Origin of the sequence: Cellulosimicrobium sp. SH8 (assembly GCF_025818875.1) — a bacterium.
Taxonomy (GTDB): Bacteria; Actinomycetota; Actinomycetes; order Actinomycetales; family Cellulomonadaceae; genus Cellulosimicrobium; species Cellulosimicrobium cellulans_D.
Genome location: NZ_JAMXMH010000007.1, coordinates 252,597 through 273,512 on the forward strand (window position 1 = coordinate 252,597; position 20,916 = coordinate 273,512).

The following is a 20,916-nucleotide window of genomic DNA, read 5'->3' on the forward strand; positions in this document are numbered from 1 at the left end:
ACTTCCCTAAGATCTGCTACATGGTGGACCTCCAGCCCGACCAGCTCCGCACGCTCGCCGCGATCTCCGCCGCCGGGACGTTCGACGCCGCCGCCCAGCGGCTCGGGGTGACCCCGTCCGCCGTCAGCCAGCGCGTGCGCGCTCTCGAGTCGGCCGTCGGCCAGGTGCTCGTGCGGCGCGGGAAGCCCGCCGAGCTCACGCCGCCGGGCCAGGTGCTCGTCCGGCACGCGCGCCACCTCGCGCTGCAGCAGGCGGACGTGCTGGCGGAGCTGGGGATCGGGACCGCGGAGCCCCCGAGCGACCCGGCCGAGGCCGACGGCGTCGCGCCGCTGCCCGAGGTCACGCTCGTCGTCTCCGGCGACGCCCTGACCACCTGGGCCCTGCCCGCGCTCGTCGAGGCATCGGGGTGGGCGCGGCTCGAGGTGCTGCGCGAGGACGAGGAGCACTCCATCGGCCTGCTGCGCGACGGGACGGCGGTCGCCGCGGTGACCTCGGTCGCCGAGGCCGTCCCCGGCTGCCGCTCGACCCTGCTCGGCCAGATGCGCTACCGCCCCATGGCGAGCCCCGCGTTCGTCGCGCGCTGGTTCCCGGAGGGCCCGACCGCCGTCGCGCTCTCCCGCGCACCCGTCCTTGCGTTCGACCGCAAGGACGACCTCCAGGAGCGCTACCTCCGTCTGCGCGCCCAGGGAGAGGGGGTCGCGCTCGACCCGCCCCGCCACCACGTCCCCGCGTCGAACGAGTTCCGCCGCGCGATCGAGCTCGGCATGGGCTGGGGCATGCTCCCCGACCTCCAGAGCGCCCGGGCCGAGCGTGCGGGACGCCTCGTCGGCTTCGACGACGCCCGGGCGATGCACGTGCCGCAGCACTGGCAGCAGTGGCGCCTGCACTCCACGTCGCTCGACCGCCTCGCGGCGGCCGTCGCGCGCGCTGCGCGTGCCGCGCTCGGCGCCCCCTGACGGGCGGCGACGGCCCGGAGCCGGTCGCCCAGGAGCGGCACGCTCGGGGTGTGACCCCCACGTCGACCGGAACGTCCCGGCCCCGCGCTCCCCCACCCGCATCGGACGCGTCGGTTCCGACGACGGGCACCGGGCGCCGCCGCACGGGGCACACTCGTGAGGTCCCCCGCTCGCAGAGCCGAGCGACCACCCGCACCGAGGAGCACGATGGCGTACTTCGTCCGTACCGGCCCGACGACGTTCCGCGCGACCGCGCACGTGGGCGGCGCATGGCGCACCGACGAGCAGCACGTCGCGCCCGCGTTCGGGCTGCTCGCGCACGTGGTCGAGACCGACCGCGTCGCCCGCGGGCGCGACGACCTCGCGGTGTCGCGCCTCGCCTACGACATCTGGGGCGTCTTCCGCATCGGCGACGTGGAGACACGGGTCCGCGTGGTCCGCCCCGGGCGGGGCGTGGAGCTCGTCGAGGCGACGCTCTGGTGCGCGGGGCGCTGCGCCGTCTCGCTCCGGGCGTGGCTCGTGCGGACGGGCGACACCGTCGACCTCGCCGGTGGGGCACCAGACCCCGTCCCGGGCCCGGCCGAGACCCCGCCGTGGGACCCCGCGACCGTCTGGCCCGGCGGCTTCATCGACTCGGTCGAGGTCCGCCGCACCGCGGTCGAGCCGGGCCGCGCGACGGTCTGGGTGCGCACCGACGTCCCGCTCGTCGCCGACGAGGAGGTCGGGCCGCTCGCCCGCACCGCGGGGCTGCTCGACGCCGCCAACGGCATGGCCGTCCGCGCGGACCCGCGGGAGGTCGCCTTCCCCAACGTCGACCTCACCGCCCACCTCTTCCGGTCGCCGCTCGGCGGCTGGGTGGGCCTGGACACCTCGGTCGTCTTCGGCCCCGCGGGTGCCGGCGTCACGCACAGCACGCTCCACGACGAGGCCGGACCGTTCGGGACGCTCGCGCAGGCCCTCGTCGTCCGCACGCTCGCCGCGCCGGAGGGTGCCCCTACCGGCGCGTGACCGTCCCGCCGGGGCTCCCCGCGCGCGACGCGTCGAGCACGCAGCGCTCGAGGTCCCGGACGACCCGCTCGGCCGCGGCGTCGTCCAGGCGCGACGTGTCGGCCGTGAGGACGACGTCGATGCCGCCGTCCGGCGCGTCGACAAGGTGCAGCGTGAGCGTGACGCCGCCCTGCTCGTCGGACGCGTCGGCGCGCGCGAGCCGCCGCGACCGCGTGGGGCGGGCGCGCAACGTCCGGTCGGGACCGGTGCCGCGGCGATCGTTGTACCAGCAGGTGCCGTCGTGGGCGGTCGACGGGTCGGCGGCGGCCTCCGCCTGGAGCCGGTCCTTGTCGTAGTACGCCGACCGGTACGCCGTCATCGCCGCGCGCCAGACTCGCGTGCCCACCTCGTCGAACGGCGCGTCGAGGCCCTCGACGTGCACCAGGCCCTCCATGGCGGTCGTCACCACCGCCTCGGCGAGCTCCCGGCGGAAGCGGTTGCTCACCATGACCTGCAGCGCGAGGTCGTCGCGGCCCGCGGCGGCGGCGAGCGCCCGGCACGACGCCGCGAGCAGCACCCCGGACGTGCTCGTGCGCCAGCGCGCGGCCACCCGCTCGGCTGCCGGCCCCAGGCGCCGCGACCGCAGGACCGTCTGCCGGTACCGCGGTCCCCCGTCAGGCTTCTCGGCGAGGCGTGGAGCGAAGACCTGCGCCGGGGCCGCGCGCATGGTGCGCAGGGTGCGTGCGCGCGCCGCGGCGTCGTGCCGCTGCCCCTCGTCGGAGGTCTGCCAGGCCGCCTCGTCGAGCGGGGTCCACGCCTCGACGTCCGGCAGCGCGGCGCCCGCAGCGAGGGCCGTGAGGTCGCCGTCGAGCACGGGGAGCCCCCAGCCGTCGAGCGCCGTGTGCGCGACGACGAGCACGGTGTGGTGCACCGCGCCGTCCACGGTCACGAGCCCGGCCCGCACGGGCAGCTCCGCCGGGTAGTCGAACGCGCGGCCCCAGAGCTCGCCGCGCAGCCGTGCGCCGCGCGCGGCGACGTCCGCCACGTCGGGCACGCGTTCCTCGACGACCTCGACCGTCCCCGCCCCGCACAGCTCCTGGGCGAATCCGTCGCCTTGCGGGTGGACGCGCGTCCGCAGCGAGTCGTGCCGCTCGACGAGCGCACGCACGACGGCGGTCGCGGCCTCGGTCGGCACGGGCTCGTCGAGCGGGCCGCCCCAGACGAGGTTGAACTGGTGGTCCAGCGGCTCCAGGGCGGCGAGCGCCCGTCGGATCGCGGACTGGCCCCACGTCGCGGGCCCCTCGCCCGCGCGCCCGCGGACCTCGACGTGGTGGACGACCCTCACCGCGCACCTCCCGCGCCGGTCCGCACCGTGGGCGACGGCCGGCCCGTACCCCAGACCCGGGTGCGGAGCGCGTGCCGCCGCGGCCCCGGCGTCGCGCAGGCCGCGACCGCGCCGGCGGGTGCCGCCACGTCGCTCACCCACCACTCCTGACCGGACCACGGGCCGCCGTCGGCCCGCACCAGCCCCGGGGCCTGCACGTCGAGCCCGAGCACGTCGAGCAGCCGGCCGCCGACCGCCTTGGCGCACGCCTCCAGCCGTGAGAAACGACGCCACAGGTCCCCGTCCGCGTCCGACCGCGCGTCCGCCGGGGCGAGGAACCGCGCGGCGAGGCGGTGCACGTCGACGCGCGGGTCGCGCACCTGCACGTCGACGCCCACGTCCGTCTCGGCGAGCGCCACGAGCGCGTGGTCGCCGCTGCGGCTGAGGTTCCACCGCTGCCCGACGACGGGTCCCGGCTTCCCGTGCTGCCCCACCTCCCAGCGGACGTCCGCGGGCGGCAGGCCCGTGCGTGCCGCGAGGATCTCGCGCGCGGCGACGTGGGCGCGCACGTACCGCGCGGCGTCGGCGGGCGAGGCGAGGCGCCGGGCGCGGTCGCGCTCCGCCGCGTCCAGCACCTCGGCGCCGAGCACGACGCCACCCGCCGTCGAGCACGACCTTGCTGTCGGGATGGAGCCCAGAACGACACTGATGTCGTGCTCGGCGGGGGGCGGGGTCGTGGTGACGAACCACAGCTCGACCTCGGGCTCCGGGTCGACCGCGCTCATGCGACGAACTCCGGCAGGCCGTCGTCGAGACCCTCGAGAGGCTCTTCGAGCGGCCCCTCGACCGCGTCCCCGAACGTGCCCGCGCTGCGCGTCGTCACGACGACGTCCACCCGGCCGTCGACCGCGCGGGCGGCCACCGGACGCAGGTCCGGGACCCCGTGGTGCGCGCCGGGGACGTCGTCCGGGCCGACGGCGAGCACGGTCGCCGTCGCGCCCCGGCCCGCGGCGACCCCGGCGGTGGAGTCCTCCAGGACCAGGCACCTCCGCGGGTCGACGCCGAGCAGCCGCGCACCCGCGAGGAACCCCTCCGGGTCGGGCTTGCCGCGCGCCACGTCCTCCGCGCACACGAACCGCGCGGGCACCGGCAGGCCGGCGGCCGTCAGGCGCGCGAGCGCGACCTCGCGCGCCGCCGACGTCACCACCGTCCAGACCCGCGGGTCCAGGCCGTCCAGGAGGTCCGCGGCGCCCGGCACGGCCACGACTCCCTCGGTGTCGTCGCACGAGATGCGGTGCAGCCACTCGACCTCGCGCGCGACGTCGGCGCCCGGCGCCACGAGGCGGACCACCTCGACGTCGCGGCGGCCGTGCGACGCCGCGACCACCGCGTCGCCGTCGAGCCCGAGCCGGGCCGCCCACGCGAGCGTGTGCCGCTCGATCGCGGCCGCGGAGTCGACGAGCGTCCCGTCGAGGTCGAGCAGCAGGGCCGCGCCACGCCACGCCCACGCGCCGGCGGACGCGTGCGCCGACGGACCGGTCGAGGTCGCGCTCACAGGAGCTCCACCGCGCGCGCGAGCCGCACCTCTGCGTGGAGGTCGGCGTACCGCTGCGCGAGCCCGGGCGTGTGCTGCAGCCCCAGCGCCGCCGGGCTCGGCCGGCCGGTCGCCTCCCCCTTCCCGCGCGCGACGACCGGCAGCACGTGCGCCGCGTCGGCGTCGGCGAGCGCCACCAGGAGCTCTGCGGCGGTGAGGTGCGCGGCGTCGGCATCGGTGGACGCCGCCAGGGCCTCCGCCGCGGTGAGGTGCGCGGCGTCGGACGGGTGCGCCGTCGTGCGGTGCGGCTCGCACGCCGTCGCGCCGGCCGATGCGGGGGCTGCCCTGCGCGCCGCCCACAGCCCGCGCGAGACGTAGCGGCCGCCGGGATCGACGCCGAGGAGCCCGCGCGTCTCGACGAGCTCGCACGCGAGGATCTCGACGACGGCCCGTCCGCCCACGCGCGCGGCGTCGTCGGCACTGGCCACGTGGTGCTCGGCGACGCCGTCGAGGTCGACCTGCGCCGTCAGGCGCCGCACCGCGTCCTCGGCGCGCGCGCCGCACGCCGGGCAGTCGTGCACGACGACGCGTACCGGCACCGCCGGGCCTGCCGCCCGGCACACGACCTCCGCGTCGCGCTCCGCGAGGCGTCGTACGGCCGCCAGCGCGGCGGCGTCAAGGTCCGAGTCGCCCGCGTCGGCGCGCGCTCCCGGCCCGACGACAGTCGCCGAACCCGGGGTTGTGGGCGACCCCGGCGTCGAACCCGCCCGCAGCCCCGGGTTCGACGGGGTGCCGGTCCATGTCTCGCCCGCGAGCAGCGCGTCGAGGCCGAACGCGACGAGCTCGTCGACCAGGTCCTCCGGGCGGTCGGCGGGGAGGAGGCCGGAGAGCACCCACGTCCGGACGGCGGCGGCCCGGTGCGCGGGTGCGTCGGGACCGGCGGGCGGCGGCCAGTCGGTGCGCGCGACGTCGTGGCCCAGCAGCCAGCACGCCGCGCCGAGCTCGAGCAGCGCGTCCCGCGAGACCCGGCCGAGCTCCGGGGAGGCGCCCGCGACGAGCACCGACACGTCGTGCGCGACGGCCGCCGGGTCGACGCCGAGCCACCACGACCACGCGTCCCAGCCCCAGCCGAACGGGTGCTCCAGCGGTTCGCCGGCGTCCGGACGGAGCACGCGCAGCGTGCAGCGCGACCGTTCGAGCGTGACCGCGACCGGCCGTGCGGTGGCCGGCGAGCGGGCCGGCTCGTGATCGAGACCCGGCCGGTCCCAGGCGTCCGGGTCGACGGCGTCGCCCGCCGGGACCGTCGCGTGCCGGGCCCCGTGCGCGTCGTTGCCCGCGAGGCTCGGGCCGTCGCCGTGCTCCAGCAGGTGCGGCAGCGTCGCGACGACGGGGTAGCCCTCGCGTGCGCAGAAGGTCACGACGGCCTCGTCGTCGTCCCGCTCGTCGTCGGGCAGGGTCGCGAGGTGCGCGGCGAGGCGCAGCGCGCCCTCCGCGGGGAGGACGAGGCCGAGCGTGGGGACCCACTCGTCGTGCCCGAGCGGCGCCCACGCCTGCCCGGCGGCGGCCGCGGCGCGCACGAGGTAGGCGTTGCGCGGGCTGTTCCAGTTCGAGTAGAGCGCGACGGCGTGCCGGTCGCGGGCGCGCACGGCCCGCAGGACGAGCTCGGCGAACCCGGGGACCGGGGTGACGTCGTCCTGCAGCACCAGGTGGTGGGTCGCGCCCGGGGCCACGGCGGCCCACGCGCGCTTCGCGGTGCGCAGCGGGCTGGGCGGGCCGTCGGGGTCGGGGTCCTCGACGACGCGCACGTCGAGCGGCGCGCACGCCGCGACCAGGTCCGAGACGTCGCCCCGCGCCGGGTGGTGCATGACGACGACGCTCAGCACGGGCTCCGGTGCCACCTGGCCCGGCGTGGCGTGGGCCTGCGGCGTCGCGCCCCGGAGCGTCACGGCGCGGCCTCCTCGGCGGGCTCGGTCGGCTGGCCCGCAGCGCGCCGCCGGACGAGGCGCACCGCGACGGGGAGCATGACGACCAGCCCGACGACGTTCATCACGGCGATCGTCGTGTACAGCGCGGTGGGACCGCCGCCCGCGCGCGCGAGGACGCCGCCGACGCCGAGCGAGACGGCGTGGTAGAGCACGTTGAGCGTCACGGCGACGCGCCCGTACCCGAGCTGCTCCAGCAGGGTCAGGAGGTACAGCACGAGCCCGACACCGGCGTACGACGGGCCGACCACGCGCAGGTAGAGCGCCGCCTGCGCGGCGACGTCCGGGTCGGCCGAGAGGCGGCCCGCGACGAACGGCGCGGTCAGCAGGACGAGCACCCCCACCGCGACGTACACGCCCGCGACGACGACCGTGCCCGCGCGCAGCGTCCGCGGGAGGAGCCCGAGATCCCCCGCACCCCACTGCTGGTTCATGACGATGCTCACCGCTGCGGCGAGCCCGATGGCCGGCACGATCACGAGCGTCTGGACCGTCGCGGCGCCGCCGTAGCCCGCGACCACGTCCGTGCCCGACGGACCGAGGACCCACACCATGACGAGGTTCGTCACGGTGAGGAGCAGGTAGGACAGACCGACCGGCAGGCCGACGCCGAGCAGCAGCCCGCGCACGTCGACCCGCTCGACCACGGCGCCCTCGGGAGGAACGCCCGCCGTCGTCGGCTCGGCGGCCGGCGGGCCGGAGTGCGGGTCGGAGGAAGCAGCACCCGCCGGGGCGGACGGTGCCGCGACCGGGGCCGGCGTCGTGGAGGACGGAGGCGGGGGAGGCGGGGGCGGGGTCGGCGTCGTCCACGACCCGGAGGGCAGGGCGCGGAGCGCCCGTCGCCACACCGCGGCGAGCCGCTGCGGCGCGGGGTGGTGGCGCAGCGCGAGCAGGCGGCGCAGCCCGGGGACGTGGCCGGGGCGCGGAAGGAGCCGGGCCCGCACGAGGAGCGCCCAGGCGACGGCCGCACCGACGAGGGTGGAGCCCGTGATCGCTACCGGGACCGCGAGCGCGCCGAACCCGGCCACGAGCCCGACGAGCCACACGACGAGCACCTGGAGCCCCGCGACGAGCAGCGCCACGGTCGCCGACGCCCCGGTGCGCGCCCACCCGCGCAGCGCGGCGGCCGCCACCGCCGTCGGGACGGACAGCACGCTCGCGAGGACGGTCCACCGCGCGAACGCGACGAACTCGGCGACGAGCGGCGCGGGCACGGACAGCACGCCGGCGAGCGCCGGAGCGGCCAGGACCACGACCAGGGCGACCCCGCCGAGCACCGCCGCGCCCGCCGCCACGAACCTCCCCAGCAGCGCCGTGGTGGCCGACGTCGGGACGACGGCCGTGCCGCCGTCGCCCGTGCCGTCCCCGGTGTCGTCCCCCGCTGCCCGACCCTGGGACCCGTGCAGGCGCGCGAAGCCGACCTGCGTCGAGACGTCCAGGCCCTCCTGGACCGCGAGGACGAGGAACGTCACGGGGATGAAGAGCGACCGGACGTAGAGCGCGTCGTCGCCCATGTGCCCCAGCAGCGCCGCGATGACGAGCTGTGCGAGCGCGCCCACGACGAGCGCGGCGCAGATCGGGGCGGCGAGGCGCACGACGCGGCGGCGCAGGGCCCCGACCGTCGGCCCACCGACAGGTGGCGGCGGCCCGGGCGGCAGCGCCTCCCGTGGCGCGGCGGTCGCGACCGGGGTCGCGGCCGCCTCCCTAGACGAGCTCGGCATGCCGTGCCCTGCCCTGCAACCAGCCCTGCGCGAGGGTGAGCCGCTGGACGGTCCGCGTGCCCTCCATCATCTCCAGGCCGGGCACGTCGCGGACCAGCTTGTCGAGGTACGGGTGCTCCCACCGCGCGCCCGGGCCGAGCAGCGGCGGCACCGCGTGCGTGACCTCCTCCGCGAGGTCGAGCGCGGTGGCCTTGGCCGCCGCCGGCAGCGTCCCGTCCGCCGGGTCCGCGTCCGCGGCGCGCGCGGCCTGGAGCACGAGGGCGCGCGCGGCGTGGAGCCGGTCGTCGAACGTCTCCAGGCGCCACCGCTCGTCGGCGGTGAACGACGACCGCTCGGCGCGCACGTAGTCGAGCGCCGCCTGCGTGACGCCCACGGCGAGCGACGCGACGACGGGGCGCAGCCGGTTGAAGGTGCGCACCGCCCCGAGGAGACCGCGGCGCGACGGCGACAGGTGCCGACCGAGCGTGTCCTGGGCCAGCAGCGGCACGTCGTGCAGCCGCACCTCGCCGAGCTGCACCGCGCGCATCCCGGTGGTCACGAGCGGCGCGGCGTCGAAGCCCGGCCGGTCGGTGTCGACGAGGTACACGCCGACGCCCAGCGGGCCCGGGCGGTGCCGCGCGAACACGACGCCGAGGCTCGCGCGCGCGACGTTGCCCACGTACTTCTTGTGCCCGCGCAGCACGGGAGCGCCGTCGGCCTCGACGACCGCCGTCTCCAGCGCCGCGGCGTCCGAGCCGCGGTCGGGCTCGGTGAGGCCGAAGAACGTCCACGTGCCCGGCTGCGCCACGCGCCGGTAGAAGCGGTCGCGCTGCTCGTCGTCCGCGAGGTCGTCGAGCACGACCCCCGACATGGACGGCCCGGGCGCCCCGACGACGACGGACGCGTCGCCCCACGCGAGCGTCTCCGCGACGACGACGCGCTCCACGCACGTGCGCACGTGCACCGGCACGCCCCGCACGCGCAGCGGGTCGTCGAGGTAGCCGGGCGGGAACCCGCCGAGCTGGCGGTACGGCAGGGCGCCCGAGTCCAGGAGCACGTGGAGCGCCGCGGGGTCGGCGTCGATCGCGAGGGCGTGCTCGCGGAGCGCCGCGCCGACGGGTCGCAGGTGGTCGCGCAGCGCGACGAGGTCGACCGTGGTCATGCGTCCTGCCCCTCTTCGCAGCCGGGTGTGCCGCCGGGTGTGCCGGAGACACGGCCCGGCAGCGTCCCGCTCGCGTGGCCCAGCAGGTCGATCGTGCGCGCGAGGCGCGCTGCGTCGCCGTCGACGTACCCCGACGCGCCGAACAGGTTGTGGACGGCACGCGACGAGCGGTCGAGGACCGCCGTGACGCGCGCGAGCGAGGACCCGGAGACCGCGGCTCCGCGGTCCGGCGACCCGGCGGCGTCCCGCGCCGCGACACCGCCCAGGAGCGCTTGCGCCTCGAGGTGCGCGAGCGCGGCGTCCGCGAGGACGAGGCGGACGGGCGGCAGGTTCACCGTCGCCGTGCCGCCGACCGTGCGGCCCCGCAGCCGCTCCACGGCCCGGTCCGTCAGGCGCTCGCACAGCCCGGTCCGGACCCAGGCGACCCCGACCCGCCAGGCGGCGTCGGCCGTGCTGGTCACGACGCGCTCGTCGGCTGCGGGTGCGGCAGGTCCGGTCGCCCCCACGGCGGGCGCGGCCGGTCCGGGCGCCGCCTCGGTGCGGGGCGACCGCCACACGAGCAGCGTGCCGACGTCCGACGCCACCTCGCCGACCCGCGCCCACCCGCCCGGGGGCGGGACGTCGTCGGGCAGCAGGACGCACTCGCCCGGCAGCGCCGCGACGGGCAGCAGACCCCCGAGCGCGGTGAGCGCCGCGACCGCGCCGAGCTCGCGCGCGACGGCGCGGAGGTCGGCGGGGCCGTCCACGCGCGGCGCCGCGGCGCCCTCCTCGGCCCGCACCTCGGCCGCCGCGACGGGGGAGGGTGCGACGACGTCCGTGCTCATGCGAGCACCGCCTCTCGGGACAGGTCGTCGGCGTCCGGGGACGCCGCGACGGTGCGTGGGCCGAGGACGAGCGAGCAGCGATAGCCCAGCTCGAGGCACCGCTCGTGCAGGACGACCGGCGCGTCCGGGGCGTCGTCGCACGCGGCGAGGACCTCCCAGACGCCTGTCGCCGCCGCGCCCGCGTCGGCGTGCAGCACGACGCCGTCGAGGTCCGAGACCTCGCCCGGGTCCACGTCGACGCCGAGGACCACGCGCCGGACGTCGGGCGACGCGACCCGCGACCCGTCCGGGGCGACGACGAGCGCCGCAGCGTCCGACCGGGGCCCGCGCGGCGCGCGCGCGACCGACAGCCCCTCGACCGGCCGGCCCGCGCCGTCGTGCCCGACGACGAGCGCGACGACGCGGTCGCGGGCGGGGACGCGCGTCGCCGTCGGGGGCAGCGTGCACTGCTCCAGGACGAGGACGAGGGCGTCTCCCCCGAGCCCGACACCCTGCGGGCCGCCGTGCGCGAGCTCCTCGTGCGCGAGCCGCAGCGCCGTGAACGGTCCCGCGAGGCCCTGCTCGGTCACGCAGAACGTGTACGGCCGGTCGTCGAACAGGTCCGCGACGAACCCGCCGAGCAGGCGCTCGTGCTGCAGGTCGGGGGTGGTCACGACGAGGACGACGAGGCGCACGTCGGCGAGCAGGCCCCGGTCGCGCAGCGCGGCGCGCGCCGCGCGGATCATCGTCGGGTAGTCCCGGCCCGGGCCGCTCTCCAGCCAGTCCGTCGGCTGGTCCTCGCCGTACACGTACCGCAGGTCCTCGGCGACCGACCGGCGCGTGCCGTCCCCGACGGGGACGAGGTCGTCGACCGGGACGTCCACGACGCCCCGCACCCGTAGGACGGCGCCGCCGGGCTCCGCCCAGGACGCTGCCCTGCTCCCGCCCCCGAGCGTCACGTCAGTTCCGGGTCGAGTGCTCGACGACGAAGTCCGTCAGCGAGCCCACGCTCTCGAGGTGGTGCTGCTCGAGCGACTCCGGGTCGACCTCCATGTCGAGCGAGTCCTCGAGGGCCATGAGCAGGCCGAGGACGCTCGTGGAGTCGAGGTCGAGGTCGTCGAACAGACGGGTCGCGTCCGTGACGTCGGGCAGCGGGCGCCCGAGGACGCTCGACAGCGCCTCGACGACCGCGCCGACGACGCGCTCGCGGCCGAGGGCCTCCTGGGACTCGGTGTTCGTGCTGGTGCTCACGATGTTCCTCCGGGTGGTGGGTCGGGCGCCCGCGATGACGGACGGCGGCAGGTTGAGGGGTCGATGACGGCCGGACCGGCCGGCGGGTCAGGGGGCGGCGACGGCCTCGGCCGAGGCGACGCGCGCGCCGAGGTCGTGGAAGACCTGGCGGGACAGGAGGTCGTCGGGCGTGTCCGCGTGCCGCACGAGGAACGACTCGTCGCCCAGCGTCAGCACCTCCGCGGGGTAGCCGTGGCTGAGGAAGTGCACGGGCGACGCCGTCGCGCCGTACGCGCCGGACCGGTCGACGGCGACGAGGTCGCCCGCCGCGAGATCGGCCGGCAGCGGGACGGCCTTGCCGATCGTGTCGTTGGGCGTGCACAGCGGGCCGGTGACGTTCCACGGCACGTCCTCGGCGCCGGACGCGGGGCCCACCTTGCGCATGGGGAAGTTGCGCTTGACGAACGAGCCGATGCCGACCGCCGCCATGTGGTGGTTGGTCCCGCCGTCGGCGACGGCGAACCGCTCGCCCATCGACTCCTTGACGTAGCGCACGCGCGCGACGTACGTGCCGCACAGCGCCACGAGGTACCGGCCGAGCTCCATGACGAGGTCGGTCCGGGGGTGCCGCTGCACGAACGCCTCGATCACGGGGTTGAGCGCCGCGGTGAGGACGTCGACGTCGAGGTCGCGCTCGCGCTCGAAGTACGCGACGCCGAGCCCGCCGCCGACGTCGACGAGCTCGAGCGGGAAGCGGAGGCGGTCCGCGAGCCGCTCCGCGAGCTCGAAGATCCGCGTCGTGTTCTCGACGATCGTGCCCTCGTCGAGGATGCGCGTGCCCATGTACACCTGGACCCCGACGACCCGGGCCGTCGTCAGTCCGGCGCACAGGTCCGGCGCGTCGAGGAGCTGCTGCTCGTCGATGCCGAACTGGCGCGGCTTGCCGCCCATCGTCAGCCCGGAACCCTTCACGGAGAACGACGGGTTGACGCGCAGCACCACGCGGGCGGGGCGCCCCGTCGCGCGCGCGAGCTCGTCCACCAGCGCGAGCTCCGGCAGCGACTCGACGATGATCGCCCGCACGCCCGAGTTGAGGCAGGCGACGAGCTCGTCCCGGCTCTTGCCGGGCCCGAGGAACAGGACGTCCTGCGGCGCGACGCCCGCCGCGAGCGCCGTGCGCAGCTCGGTGAGCGACGACACCTCGGCGTTCGCGCCGAGCGAGTGCAGCAGCCCGCAGATGCTGACGTTGGGGTTCGCCTTGAGCGAGTAGAAGATCCCCAGCGCGGGGTGCAGCCGGTCGCGCAGCGCGCGGTAGTTCGCGGCGAGAACGTCGCCGTCGTACACGTACACGGGTGTGCCGAACTCCTCCGCGACCGCGGCGAGGTCCGCGCTCCCGGGCGTCGGCCGGCTCGGCGTCGCGGTCATCGGGGGTCTCCTTCGGTCGGGTCCGCGGTCGTGCGACCGGTCGGTCCTGCGGTGGTGCGCCCGGCCAGCCGCTCCGTCACGGCGCGGTCGAGGCGGGTGAGCGCGTCCTCGTCGGGCGCGACGAGGAGGCCGTGGAGCCGGCCGGCGAACGTGCCGCCCGGGGTGGGGGACGACGCGCCGGCGTTGACCGTGCCCGTCCCCTGGACGACGAGCCCCGCCTGCCCGGCCGCACCGGGGAGCAGGTCGCCGAGGACGTCGTGGAGCGCAGCGAACGGCAGCGGGGCGTCGAGCACGAGCGGGTACTGCCGCGCGAGCGCGACCCAGCCCTCCGGCTGGAACCGCTCCTGCAGGGGGACGGTGTACGTGGACATGTTGCTGCGCGCGTTGATCTCCAGGACCGGCAGCAGCGAGCCGTCCGTGCGCACGAGCGCGTCGACCCCGACGAGGCCGTGGAAGCCGTCGGCCGCGAGGCGCGCGCCGAGCCGGGCCGAGAGCTCGGCCAGCGCGTCGACCTGCACCGCGGGCAGGCGCGACGGGATGCGGTGGCCCTTGTGGACCCCGCCCTCGGTGATCGCCTCCTTGACGAAGTCGAACGCGACCGAGCCGTCCTGCGCGACCGTGAAGTGGTAGTTGAGGTCGGTCGCCTTGTCCGCCCAGACCTCCACCACGACGGCGAGGCGGTCGTCGCCCGAGCGCGCGGCGCGGCGCGTGACCATGCGCACGAGCTGGTCGAGGCGACGCGGGTCGTCGACGACGAGGATCCCCTTGCCGGAGACCCCGTACGCGTCCTTGACGCCCACGGTCGCGCCGTCCGCGACGAGCCGCGCCGCCTCGGCGCACGCGCGCTCGAAGTCCTCGACGGTGCGGCACGCCCAGCCACGCGCCTGCTCGATCCCGAGCTCGTCGCACAGCCCGCGGCTGTAGACCTTGCTGTTGACGGCCTTGGTCGTCGCGGCGTCGACGAGCACCGAGCGCAGGCCGGTCGCGGTGGCGAGGTCCTCCTCCGCCGTCGACGTGCCGTGCGCGAGGAGGCGCACGCCGTCCGCCGCCAGGTCGCGCAGGCGCGCGAGCAGCGCGGGCGAGTCGAGCGCGTCGCGCGTGACGGTGCGCAGGGGGTCGCTCGACTCGGCGACGTGCACGGTCGGGAGCCCGACGCCGAGCGCGTCCAGGTGGGCGAGGTGGTCCGGGTCGGGCTCGGCCTTGAGCACGACGTGGTCGTCCGGGCCCGCGAGGAGCAGCGCGAGCTCGTCCATGCGGTTGACGAGCGCGGCCGTCGCCGACGCGCCGCCGACCGAGGGCAGGCCGACCTCCCCGACCGCCCACGCGTCCTCGACCTCGAAGTTCCCGAGCAGCACCAGCGGCGCGTCGGGCGCGCCCGCGAGCGCGCGCTTGGTCCGTGCGAGGAACGGCTCGCGAACGGCCGCCGTCACGGCGTCCGGGGAAGCGTCCGGGGCGGCGGCCTCCGCCACCTGCTCGACCGTCATGCGGGCTCCTCCGTGTCGTGTGTCTCGTCACCCGCGTAGCGCAGGACCATGGCGGAGAACGTGGCACCCAGCCCGACCGCCACCATGAGGAACGGGTCGCCGGGGCGCAGCCGGCCCTCGGCGCGCGCGGCGGCGTAGCCGATGAACGAGTCGGCGCCGAAGCAGTGGCCCGTCACGGGCACGTCGTCGAGCCGGACGCGCGCGATCGGCAGCCCGAGGCGCGAGCACAGGCGCCGCCAGGACACGCGGTTCACGTTGTGCGGCAGGACGAGCGCGAGGTCGTCCAGCGTCAGGCCCGCGCGCTCGACGGCCTCGACCACGACCTCCGCGAGCACCTCGGTGTACGCGACGCCGAACGGCGCGGCCAGGTCCTCCGGGAGCGGGACCTGGTGGTACTCGCCCAGGGTGCGCGTCGCGTAGGACAGCACGGGGCTGCCCGCCCGCGCGGAGACCCCACTGGTCGGGTCCGCCGCCACGAGGACGGCCGCCGTGCCCTCGCCCATGATCGTCGTGCCCTCGATGAGGCGGGACCCGGGGCTGAACGCCTTCTCCCCGGTGAGGACGAGCGCGAGCGCGTCGGGGTCGCCGTCGGCCGCCAGCAGGCGCCCCGCGACGTCGACCGCGAGCAGCGCGGACGCGCACGCGTGCTGGGTGAGGGTCCACACGACCGCGTGGTCCAGCCCGAGGCGGTCCGCGGCGTCGTGCAGCGGGTTCACCCCGACCGGGGCGACCGTCGCGATGGTCCGCGCGCCCAGCACGTACCGGACGCGGTGCTCGTTGCCCGCGAGGCCGGGCACGGCGCGCGCCGCGGCGACGAGCAGGTCGGTGAGGCTCTCGTCCGGCGCCGTGCACACCTCGCGCAGCCCGAAGAAGCGCTCGAACACGCCGAGCTCGAGGTGGTCGAGGCCCAGCTCGTCCGCGAGGTCGCGGATGGGCACGCGCGTCGCGGGGACGTGCGCGCCGACGTCGACGAGGGTCGTCATGCCGCGGTCCCGGGGACGTCCACGACGCTGCGCAGGTGCTCGGCGAGAGCGCGTGGCGTCGGGTTGTCGACGACAGCCTCCGGGTCTAGGTCCACGCCGAGCGCGTCCTCCAGGTCGCCCAGCAGCGCCAGCACCTGGACCGAGCCGAGGCCGAGGCCGGCGAGGTCGCCCGCCGGGTCGACGTCCGCGGGAGCGACCCCCAGGGCGGTGGCGACGTGCCGGAGCACGAGGTCGTCAAGAGCGTCGGGCAGCGGTGCGGTCATGAGCGGGTCCCTGCGAGCTCGGTGCGCGCGCGGTCGCGGGACGCGCGCAGGGAGTGGAGCGCGGCGAGGTCGCCCGCGCCGTGCAGGTCGCGCGCCCGACCGCGCTGGATCTTGCCGCTCGTGGTCCGCGGCACCTGGCCGGGACGCACGAGGACGACGTCGTGCACCGCGGCACCCGAGACGGAGGCCAGGTGGGAGGCCATCTGGCGCACGACGGCGTCCAGCTCGTCCTCGGCGCTCGCGCCGTCGAGTCGGGCCCCCGGCGTGGGCCGGAACTCCTGGACCGCGCAGAGCGTGCCCGGCAGCCCCTCCGCCTCGAACACCGCCCCCGGACGGCCGTCGGCACCGGGGTGCAGGCGGCGCAGCTCGCGCTCGAGGTCGTAGGGGTACAGGTTGCGCCCCGCGACGATGAGGAGCTCCTTGATCCGGCCCGTGACGACGAGCTGCCCGCCGTGCAGCGCCCCCAGGTCCCCGGTCCGCAGCCACGGGCCGGTTCCGTCGGCCGCGACGGCGCCGAACGTCTCGGCCGTCGCGCCCGCCGCCGCGTCGCCCCAGTACCCGGCCGCGACGGTGCCGCCGCGCAGCCAGACCTCCCCGACCTCGCCGTCGGGCACCTCGGCGCCCTGGTCGTCGACGAGGCGCAGCTCCACGCCGCTCGGCAGCCCGCAGCACACGAGCCGCGCGCCCGGGACGCTCCCCCGGCCCTGCGCCGCGGCGTCCGGGAGGGCGGACAGGAACGACGCCTCCTCGAGCACGACCAGGCGGCCGTCGGCGAGCGCCGCCTCGTCCGCGGTGATGACGAGCGGGAGCCGCCGGTCCGGGTACGTCGCCGTCAGCGTCGCCTCCGCGAGGCCGTACCCCGGTCCGTGGGCCGACCCGCGGAACCCGACGGGCTCGAACCGACGCGTGAAGGCGTCCAGGACGGCCGGGTCCACCGGCTCGGCACCGCCCAGCGCCCAGCGCAGGCGGGAGAGGTCGAGCTCGGCGAGCTGGTCGTCGCGCACGCGCCGCGCGCACTGGTCGTAGCCGAAGTTCGGCGACGCGGTGACGGTCGCCCCGGTCTCCGTGATGGCGGAGAGCCAGCGGACGGGGCGCTTGAGGAACGCCGTGGAGGGGACGATGACGGCCGTCGCGCCGAGACCCAGGGGGACGAGCAGCATCCCGACGAGGCCGAAGTCGTGGTACCCCGGCAGCCAGCTGCAGAAGACGTCCTCCGGGACGAGGCCGAGGGTCGTCGAGAAGGCGTCGTGGTGGTGCAGGACGTTCGCGTGCGTGACGACGACGCCCTTGGGGCTGCTCGTGGAGCCGGAGGTGTACTGCAGGAACGCGACGTCCTGCGGGCCCGGGCGGCCGCGCCGGGCCGGGCCGTCCGTGGCGCCGTCGACCACGGTCACGACGACGGGACCGCCGTCGGCGCGCCGCAGCGGCTCGGCCCACTCCGTCGTCTCGGTCGCGGCCGTCGGGTCGACGAGCACGACGGCGGCGTCGCAGTCGACGAGCATGCCGCGCACGCGCTCGCGCTGGTAGGCCTGCCCGCCCGGGAGGGGGGACGGGACGGGGATCAGGCCCGCGTAGAAGCAAGCGACGATCCCGACGACGAACGACGCGGTCGCCGAGTAGAGGACCAGGGCCCGGTCGCCCGGCTCGTGCCGCGCGGCGAGGTCGGCCGCGAGCGCCGCCGCCTGCGCGTCGAGCTCGGCGTAGGTCAGCGTGCGCCGCTCGCCCACCTCCGGCACGACGACGACGGCCGCGTGGTCCGGTCGCTCCCGTGCGTGCTCGTGGACGAGGTCCACGAGGGTCAGGTCGTCGGGCTGCGCGCCCATGGGGCCCCCTCCGTCACCGGCGCCGGGTCCGTCCCGGCGCGGAGGACGCCGGGCAGCACGAAGCCCGACCCGGCGGTCCGGGGGAAGCCTGGCAGCGGACGGCCGCGGTGTAAACAAATCGGACGTGTCCGGAAGAGGACAAATACCCGTTGACCTCCCCGTTCGTCACATCCGTCCGACCGCCGGGACGGCTCTCGGGGACCCTGCCGAGGTCGACTACAGTCACACCGTGTGACGTCGTCGGAGCGGGACCCGGTCCTCGGCGCCAGGCGCTCCGCGCGGGCCGTCGCGCTGCGCCGCGCGCGCGACGTCCTGGTCCTCGACGACGGCAGCGGGCACGACCCGGACCCCCTCTGGTCGCGGGTCCGCGAGCAGGTTCGGCGCGAGGCGCGCCTCCGGGTCGTGACGGTCGAGCCGCCGCGCGACGGGCCCCTCGACGACGGGCCGACCGACGACGAGACGGTCGACGAGGGACCGCTCGACGCCACGCCACCCGCCACGGAGCACCCGGTCCCCGACGCCCCGCGCGACGGACCCGCCGTCGAGCACCGCGTGGCCCCGTCGCTGCCCCTGTCGCTCGTCGCCCTCGACGACACGGTCGTGCTCGTCGCCCGCCCGGACCGCACGCGCGCCGTGACCGACCGGGACGCCGTCCTCGCGCTGCGGGCCCTCGCCGAGTCCGAGTGGGGCCGGGCGCGGGCGGCCGACGACGCGCTGGCCCCGAGCGAGGACACGCTGCTGCGGCTCCTCGCCGAGGGCAAGACCGACACCGCCGTCGCCGCGCGGCTCGGCGTGTCGCCGCGGACGGTCCGACGTCACGCCGCCGGGCTCATGGGCCGGCTCGGCGCGACGAGCCGGTTCGAGGCCGGCGCCCGGGCCGCCCAGCGCGGCTGGATCCGGATCACCGACCGCTAGCGCGCGGCCGCCGCCGCGAGCTCCGCGTCGCTGCGCAGGATGCAGAACTCGTTGCCCTCCGGGTCGGCGAGCACGACCCAGCCCCCGCCGTCGGGCGTGCGCCGGTCCGCGACCTGCGTCGCCCCGAGCGCGAGCACGCGCTCGACCTCCTCCTCGCGCGTGCGGTCCGTGGGCCGCAGGTCGAGGTGGACGCGGTTCTTGAGCTCCTTGTCGTCGGGCACCTCGACGAACAGGACGTGGCCGCGGCTCTCGGCGGGCGTCGTCGCGTCCGCGGGCGGGATGATCATGCACTCCTCGTGGCCGGGGAGGTTGGGGTCGCCGGGCACGTCGGTGTACCCGAGGACCTGGGCCCAGAAGACGGACTGCGCGTAGGAGTCGCGCGCGTCGAACGTGGTGTGGGAGATGCGAGACGTCATGGGCGCGACCCTGCCACGCCTCCGCCGCGCGAGCACCGCCTTTTCGGCCCAGACTGGCGCGCGTGACCGCATCGACGAGGCACGTCGCGTGGACTGGTTGGGACGACGACCCGGACCGTCTGGAGGCCGCGACCGTCGCCGTGCGCGACGATCGGCTGGCGGCGCTGGGCACGTCGCGCGCGACGTCGTACGCGACCGCGTGGGCGCTGCGCACCGGTCCGGGCTGGGTCACCGAGCACCTCGACGTCTCGGTGCGCGGGCTCGGGTGGTCGCGCCACCTCGACCTCGTCCGGACGCCCGACGGCGCGTGGCGCGCCGACGTGCGCGAGTCGGGGACGCCGCCGTCGGGCCTCGCCGCGCCGGGGATCGCCGACCCGGCGTCGCTCGACGGCGCGCTGGACTGCGACGTCGCGCTGTGCCCGGTCACCAACACGATGCCGATCCTGCGGCTGGGCCTGCTCGACGACCGCGGGCCGTCGGGCGAGACACACCTGGTCATGGCGTGGGTCGACCTGCCGTCCCTGGCGGTCCTGCGCAGCGACCAGGTCTACGCCGCGCGCGAGCCGCTCGACCCCGCGACCGGGCAGGGTGTCGTCACCTGCACGAGCGCGACGCGCGACTTCACGGCGGACCTCGCGGTCGACGCCGACGGCCTGGTGGTGGACTACCCGCACCTCGCACGCCGCCTCTGACGCACCGGGCTCCCGCCGAGAACGACATGAGAGTCGCCATCCGGCCCTCTTCGTCCGTCATGTAGTGCTCGACGGCGGGTGACGTCGTGCTCGGTCAGTCCTGCGGCGGGCGACGCAGGCGCTTGACGTCCGTCCGCCGCTTCTTGGCCGCGATCCGCCGCTCGACCGAGCCCCGGGTGGGACGGGTCGCGCGGCGTGGCGGCCCCGGCGGCGCGACGGCGTCGGCCAGCAGGGCGGCGAGCCGCGTCCGCGCCGCCTCGCGGTTGCGCCGCTGCTCCCGGTGCTCGGACGCCGTGACCGTGACGACGCCGTCCACGACCCGTCGGCCCAGACGGTCCAGCACCCGTGCGCGCTGGGACTCCGTGAGCACCGCCGAGCGCGCGACGTCCCACGAGAGCTCGACGCGCGAGTCGGTCGTGTTGACGCCCTGCCCGCCGGGCCCGGACGAGCGCGAGAAGCGCCACGACAGCTCCGCCTCGGGGACGACCAGGATGGTCGTCACGCGCAGGCCGGGGCGGGCGTCGTCGGGCATCGGTCCATCGTGCCCGACGGCGCCCCGCGCGCCCAGGGGATTCGTGGCCTGCCGCCGGCGCGCCTGCTCGTCGGCCCGGGAACCACGGGCGGTCGCGAGGGCGCCGTCAGCGGTCGAGCTGCGCGTCGACCTCCGCGACGCGGGCCGCGACGAGGTCGCGGACGACGTCGTCGGGCAGCGGGTGGTCGCTCGAGAACCGGACGGTCCCCTTGGCGTGCGAGAAGCCGTCGAGCCGCGCCTCGACGGCGGTCACCGCGGCCGGGCTGAACGGGTAGACCGCGAGGTGCTTCGCCGACGCCATGGCGCTGAGCAGCGCCTTGCCGCGGTAGAGCAACGCGGGCATGCCGTAGCTCGTGCCCTCCGTGGCGTCGGGCACGACGTCGCGCGCGACCCCGACGACGCGCGCGAGGGTCGCGCGGTCCGGCTCGTCGACGCCGGCCAGGTAGTCCGTGACGGTCCCCATCGGGACATCGTCCCGCCACCCGCGGCGGACCGCTCGGCGAGCGGGACGGTCCGTCCGACCTGCAAGATCACAGTGCGCCCACCTTGACCTCAACCGTGGTCGAGGTCCTAGCGTGGCTGCATACCGACGGAAGGAACCTGAGGAACCATGCCTGTCTACACTCTCCCCGAGCTGTCCTACGACTACGGTGCGCTCGAGCCGCACATCTCCGGGCGGATCATGGAGCTGCACCACTCCAAGCA

The 20,916-nt window shown here is 76.9% G+C and carries 21 protein-coding genes and 1 pseudogene; 5 read left to right on the plus strand and 17 right to left on the minus strand.

All coding sequences use genetic code 11. The features are described from left to right. The first annotated feature begins 20 nt into the window (after window positions 1-20). Window positions 21-956 carry an ArgP/LysG family DNA-binding transcriptional regulator gene (locus NF338_RS11955; RefSeq protein WP_264030984.1) on the plus strand — a complete coding sequence of 312 codons (936 nt, stop codon included), beginning with the start codon at window positions 21-23 and terminating at the stop codon, window positions 954-956. 207 nt (window positions 957-1,163) lie between these two features. Beyond that, entirely contained in the window at window positions 1,164-1,964 is an 801-nt protein-coding gene (locus NF338_RS11960; protein WP_264030985.1) for a thioesterase family protein, read from the plus strand. On the opposite strand, the gene NF338_RS11965 is transcribed toward NF338_RS11960, so the two are convergent. From NF338_RS11965 to NF338_RS12030, 14 genes are all read right to left on the minus strand, one after another. Next, on the minus strand, window positions 1,951-3,288 hold the full coding sequence (locus NF338_RS11965; RefSeq protein ID WP_264030986.1) for a condensation domain-containing protein: 1,338 nt from the start codon (window positions 3,286-3,288) through the stop codon (window positions 1,951-1,953). The genes NF338_RS11960 and NF338_RS11965 overlap by 14 nt on opposite strands. Further along, a complete protein-coding gene (locus tag NF338_RS11970) occupies window positions 3,285-4,052 on the minus strand; it encodes a 4'-phosphopantetheinyl transferase family protein (RefSeq protein WP_264030987.1) in 768 nt (255 codons plus the stop codon). The genes NF338_RS11965 and NF338_RS11970 overlap by 4 nt, the downstream gene beginning before the upstream one ends. Then, a complete protein-coding gene (locus tag NF338_RS11975; protein ID WP_264030988.1) occupies window positions 4,049-4,822 on the minus strand; it encodes an HAD-IA family hydrolase in 774 nt (257 codons plus the stop codon). Before NF338_RS11975 ends, NF338_RS11970 begins: the two co-directional genes overlap by 4 nt. Beyond that, window positions 4,819-6,747, minus strand: coding sequence for a hypothetical protein (locus NF338_RS11980; protein ID WP_264030989.1), 1,929 nt, complete (start codon window positions 6,745-6,747; stop codon window positions 4,819-4,821). Before NF338_RS11980 ends, NF338_RS11975 begins: the two co-directional genes overlap by 4 nt. Next, complete coding sequence (locus NF338_RS11985; protein ID WP_264030990.1) at window positions 6,744-8,504, minus strand: MATE family efflux transporter; 1,761 nt, start codon at window positions 8,502-8,504, stop codon at window positions 6,744-6,746. Before NF338_RS11985 ends, NF338_RS11980 begins: the two co-directional genes overlap by 4 nt. After that, the gene (locus NF338_RS11990; RefSeq protein WP_264030991.1) at window positions 8,488-9,645 is read right to left on the minus strand and encodes an acyl-CoA dehydrogenase family protein; all 1,158 of its coding nucleotides are present in this window, start codon (window positions 9,643-9,645) and stop codon (window positions 8,488-8,490) included. Before NF338_RS11990 ends, NF338_RS11985 begins: the two co-directional genes overlap by 17 nt. Next, entirely contained in the window at window positions 9,642-10,469 is an 828-nt protein-coding gene (locus NF338_RS11995; RefSeq protein WP_264030992.1) for an acyl-CoA dehydrogenase family protein, read from the minus strand. Before NF338_RS11995 ends, NF338_RS11990 begins: the two co-directional genes overlap by 4 nt. Further along, on the minus strand, window positions 10,466-11,407 hold the full coding sequence (locus NF338_RS12000) for a hypothetical protein (protein WP_264030993.1): 942 nt from the start codon (window positions 11,405-11,407) through the stop codon (window positions 10,466-10,468). Before NF338_RS12000 ends, NF338_RS11995 begins: the two co-directional genes overlap by 4 nt. A gap of 1 nt (window position 11,408) precedes the next feature. Next, the gene (locus tag NF338_RS12005) at window positions 11,409-11,699 is read right to left on the minus strand and encodes an acyl carrier protein (RefSeq protein ID WP_047233438.1); all 291 of its coding nucleotides are present in this window, start codon (window positions 11,697-11,699) and stop codon (window positions 11,409-11,411) included. An 87-nt stretch (window positions 11,700-11,786) separates the two neighbouring features. After that, window positions 11,787-13,103 (minus strand): type III PLP-dependent enzyme, encoded by a 1,317-nt coding sequence (locus tag NF338_RS12010; protein ID WP_264030994.1) that lies wholly within the window; start codon window positions 13,101-13,103, stop codon window positions 11,787-11,789. Next, entirely contained in the window at window positions 13,100-14,587 is a 1,488-nt protein-coding gene (locus NF338_RS12015) for an ATP-grasp domain-containing protein (RefSeq protein ID WP_264030995.1), read from the minus strand. Before NF338_RS12015 ends, NF338_RS12010 begins: the two co-directional genes overlap by 4 nt. Continuing rightward, window positions 14,584-15,570, minus strand: a complete 987-nt coding sequence (locus NF338_RS12020; protein WP_264030996.1) for a 3-oxoacyl-[acyl-carrier-protein] synthase III C-terminal domain-containing protein — start codon at window positions 15,568-15,570, stop codon at window positions 14,584-14,586. Before NF338_RS12020 ends, NF338_RS12015 begins: the two co-directional genes overlap by 4 nt. Beyond that, window positions 15,567-15,833 (minus strand): acyl carrier protein, encoded by a 267-nt coding sequence (locus tag NF338_RS12025; RefSeq protein ID WP_253051680.1) that lies wholly within the window; start codon window positions 15,831-15,833, stop codon window positions 15,567-15,569. Before NF338_RS12025 ends, NF338_RS12020 begins: the two co-directional genes overlap by 4 nt. Further along, window positions 15,830-17,656, minus strand: a complete 1,827-nt coding sequence (locus tag NF338_RS12030) for a fatty acyl-AMP ligase (RefSeq protein WP_264030997.1) — start codon at window positions 17,654-17,656, stop codon at window positions 15,830-15,832. The genes NF338_RS12025 and NF338_RS12030 overlap by 4 nt, the downstream gene beginning before the upstream one ends. 231 nt (window positions 17,657-17,887) lie before the next feature. On the opposite strand from NF338_RS12030, the gene NF338_RS12035 reads away from it, so the two are divergent. Then, the gene (locus tag NF338_RS12035) at window positions 17,888-18,571 is read left to right on the plus strand and encodes a helix-turn-helix transcriptional regulator (protein ID WP_264030998.1); all 684 of its coding nucleotides are present in this window, start codon (window positions 17,888-17,890) and stop codon (window positions 18,569-18,571) included. Here the strand turns inward: NF338_RS12035 and NF338_RS12040 are convergent. Next, complete coding sequence (locus tag NF338_RS12040) at window positions 18,568-18,987, minus strand: VOC family protein (RefSeq protein WP_205201125.1); 420 nt, start codon at window positions 18,985-18,987, stop codon at window positions 18,568-18,570. The two genes, NF338_RS12035 and NF338_RS12040, sit on opposite strands and share 4 nt — an antisense overlap. 62 nt (window positions 18,988-19,049) lie before the next feature. On the opposite strand from NF338_RS12040, the gene NF338_RS12045 reads away from it, so the two are divergent. Then, the gene (locus NF338_RS12045; protein WP_264030999.1) at window positions 19,050-19,679 is read left to right on the plus strand and encodes a putative glycolipid-binding domain-containing protein; all 630 of its coding nucleotides are present in this window, start codon (window positions 19,050-19,052) and stop codon (window positions 19,677-19,679) included. A gap of 94 nt (window positions 19,680-19,773) precedes the next feature. Here NF338_RS12045 and arfB read toward each other — a convergent pair whose 3' ends face one another. After that, the gene (gene arfB / locus NF338_RS12050) at window positions 19,774-20,211 is read right to left on the minus strand and encodes an alternative ribosome rescue aminoacyl-tRNA hydrolase ArfB (RefSeq protein ID WP_264031000.1); all 438 of its coding nucleotides are present in this window, start codon (window positions 20,209-20,211) and stop codon (window positions 19,774-19,776) included. A 106-nt stretch (window positions 20,212-20,317) separates the two neighbouring features. Then, window positions 20,318-20,674 carry an iron chaperone gene (locus NF338_RS12055; RefSeq protein WP_264031001.1) on the minus strand — a complete coding sequence of 119 codons (357 nt, stop codon included), beginning with the start codon at window positions 20,672-20,674 and terminating at the stop codon, window positions 20,318-20,320. A 147-nt stretch (window positions 20,675-20,821) separates the two neighbouring features. Here NF338_RS12055 and NF338_RS12060 point away from each other — a divergent pair. Next, window positions 20,822-20,916, plus strand: a pseudogene (locus tag NF338_RS12060) (superoxide dismutase); the annotation flags it as partial.